At 44.3% G+C, this 3,087-nt stretch carries 2 protein-coding genes; one reads left to right on the top strand and one right to left on the bottom strand.

The genetic code is table 11. The features are described from left to right. Nucleotides 1-516 precede the first annotated feature (516 nt). Nucleotides 517-1,026, top strand: a complete 510-nt coding sequence (locus MO867_RS21270; protein ID WP_252472858.1) for a hypothetical protein — start codon at nucleotides 517-519, stop codon at nucleotides 1,024-1,026. Between the two features lie 133 nt (nucleotides 1,027-1,159). Here MO867_RS21270 and MO867_RS21265 read toward each other — a convergent pair whose 3' ends face one another. Then, nucleotides 1,160-2,530, bottom strand: a complete 1,371-nt coding sequence (locus tag MO867_RS21265; protein WP_252472856.1) for a cytochrome-c peroxidase — start codon at nucleotides 2,528-2,530, stop codon at nucleotides 1,160-1,162. Nucleotides 2,531-3,087 lie beyond the last annotated feature (557 nt).

The following is a 3,087-nucleotide window of genomic DNA, read 5'->3' as shown; positions in this document are numbered from 1 at the left end:
TATCTGGCCGTGGTTCCTACCTATTTCGCCCCTAAAACTGTCCGAAGTATTGATATACGGCAGTATAATTGACATAAAGCGGGCGAGTGCCTGAAAGAGTTTCCGTAAGTCTTGCATTTTTAAAACAGGCATACCTAATTGAAAGTAAAGTCTTTATCGAGGAGCCTAGTGCGCCTATGTAAAATCCTATTGATTAGCTATCACAACACCCCCGTAATTTCTAGCGTAAGCTGTTAACCTCTGATGTAGATGCGTATAATTCTTGTTGGACCCCTGGTTTTGCTATGAATCATCTCTTTGTGTCTGGTGGTGGGTACCTGGTGGAGTTGGAGTTATGGGTGTGGTATCTGAAATGTACATAGGCAAACCTTATTGTTTCTATTTTTATGGGTGGCGTTGGATATAAAAAGTTTCCCTCTTATTGGAATGCCAAAACAATTCGGAATCCCTTAGTTCAATTGATGAATATCACTTGGGTTGATTTAGGTTGGAGATAATCTGGAGGTAAAGGTCATTGTGAAATTTCCATATAGATTAAGAGTTTGTCTACACGCAGCTTCCTCGTTGGCATTCGCTATTTTAATGTTTGTTGTGGCTGAAGACGGAGGTGGTGATGGAGCCTTATGGGTAGGCGTGTTCTTTTTGTTCTGTTTTATCGGTTTTTTATTTTCACCACTTCTTGAGCGATGGCATGAAAACAGAGCTGAGTTAAAAAAAGAATTCGTAGAGTTTGACAGAGAGAGAGTAAGGAGGGTTGTTCCCGGTAAATTTGAAGAACAAATCCAATGGTCTGAAGTGAATGAAATTATCATTAATACCATTAATTTAGGTCCGTATGCAGAAGATATATACTGGATGTTTGTGAGTAGGGACAAAGGGAAGGAAGTTGCAGTGTCGAATGATGCCCGAGGTTTTTCTGAGTTGCTTGATAAGCTCCAGAGCCTGCCTTCATTTGATAATGAAGCGGTGATTAGGGCAATGGGCTATGGCGAGGTGGGGTCATTTATAATCTGGAAAGCAGATTAATAGTAAACTCCCCATAGTTAGTTATATTTCACAGTGTATTTTTGGTGCGGGCATTGTCTGTAGTGAGTTGACGGGTGGGTATACAGTGGCCGGTTGGGCGTGATGCTATCACACCCAACATACATTTTCCTTGTCAGTCTATAATTGGCAGTCCACTAGGTACTGAGTAGGGGATATTATCAGTTAAATCTATGCTTTCCGGGTCGGTAAGTGCTTTTAGAAACTCTACGATATCGGCGACATCGTCTGGTGTCATATTTACAGGCCGGAGTTGCGGTTCGCGAAGCGCTGCTTGGGCTATGGCGCCGACTCGCAGAGGGGTGTCCATAACTACAAAATCAATGGAATCTAAATCAACTCTTGATGGCAGCACCACCTGATTTTGGTCGTAATTCATCAGAGAGCCGATCGGGTTAATATAGTGTCTTACTATATTTTCCAATGTCGCATAAGCGCCGGCGTGTCCATAAGGAGCTGTCAGTTCAACATTACGTAAGGAGGGGGTGCGAAACTTATAACGGTCAGCAATATCCATGGTTGCACGTTCGCGGCCGAAATCTTCGAGACCGTCGGAAAAACCATCGGTGTTATCTCCTTCACCCGGGCCAATTTGTGGCATTGCGATGGCATGAAAGCGATTATCTGATTGTAGGGGGCCACCATGGCAACCGGTACAACCTTTCTCGTTAAATAGCACCATTCCACGTAATGCTGAATCACTCATCACATTTTCTCCGCGCAATTGCTGATCGAAAGGCGCATTGCGGGCTGACCAGGTACTGATTTCAAATGCTGCGATGGCATTAGCTGCCATTATGAAGGTAATATCAGTAGAACTATCAATCTGATCGGGGTAAGCCGCTTTAAATAGGTCAAAATATCCTGGTATATGGCTTAACCTTTGTGCCAATAGTTCCCAGACGCCGGAGGGGCCTGCCAGATCACCGTTAGCAACAGCGGCTGAAATTTCATTTTCGTCGCCTTGCCCTGCCATTTCTGTCGCTGATGTCACTGGAAACATAGCTTGCACGGCAACAATATTATTCAGCCCGAGTGGTAAATCTGAGCCCGCAGGGCTGATGAAGCCAGATTCTTGCTCGGGGTCAATGGCCACTCGGCCATCATGAAAAAGATGGGTCGCATTGGGTTGCCCAAGATTAAATAAAGCGGGTGAATTACGATGTACGCGCTCAGCAATCGCATCGTAACCTGAGCCTGTAGTGCGGAACGCCCCTAGCCCTTGACCACCTTCTCCCACCGAGAGGGAAAGTGAATCGCCGGTGTGGGTGAGGGGGTGATGACAAGTTGCGCAGGAAATATTTCGATTACCACTTAGCTCCTTATCAAAAAATAATAGTCTTCCCAGCTCAATCTGTTCAGTGGTTCCCATTTCAGTCTCCGAAGGTGTATCCGGTGGACTGGGCAGTGTTGTCGCATGGCAGGGCAAGCCTATCACAGAAAATGCTAAAAATAGGCGAATCTTCTTTTGCATAAAGATATTCATAGAGATATTCCTTACTTGTTACGCTGGGAGCGATACCACTGACATCTCGGCACCAGACAAAAAGACATCGACGTTATGGTCCAAACGACTTGCTCGACTTGCCGTTGACCAATAAATGGGACTCTCTTTAAAAACTGAGTGGTGCATCACATTTTGACTGCTTTGTGGTAGTTGCGGCACGGAAATAAAATTTTTTGGTGGTAATTCGTTATATCGAACTTGCTGATGATGGCTTTCATGTGTGCCAAGGATGAGTAATCTAGCTCTAGTAAAAATATTTTGCTTAGCATTTGAGGTGGTTAAATTTCGTGTATATATGTGAGTTAGTTTCAGATAACTTTTGCAGCAAGTATTGGACGGCGGCGAATCTATAGTGAATAGGGCTGGGAGGTGGTGAGGCGAACTCTTGAGAAAAAGATATATTTATCTTCTCTCCGTGGAATTGTTTGGTTATGGTAGAATCAATACTTCGGACAGTTTTAGGGGGCGAAATAGGTAGGAGCCACGGCCAGATACTGAGAAAATAAGGTTCTCACTTCAAATTAAAACAATACCTG

The sequence above is a fragment of the Microbulbifer okhotskensis genome, from assembly GCF_023895975.1.
Classification (GTDB): domain Bacteria; phylum Pseudomonadota; class Gammaproteobacteria; order Pseudomonadales; family Cellvibrionaceae; genus Microbulbifer; species Microbulbifer okhotskensis.
This window is presented reverse-complemented; position numbering and strand designations above follow the sequence as displayed.

Coding starts and splice junctions, on each gene's coding strand:
- MO867_RS21265 (WP_252472856.1), bottom strand. CDS start 2,530: ATGAATATCTTTATGCAAAAGAAGATTCGCCTATTTTTAGCATTTTCT.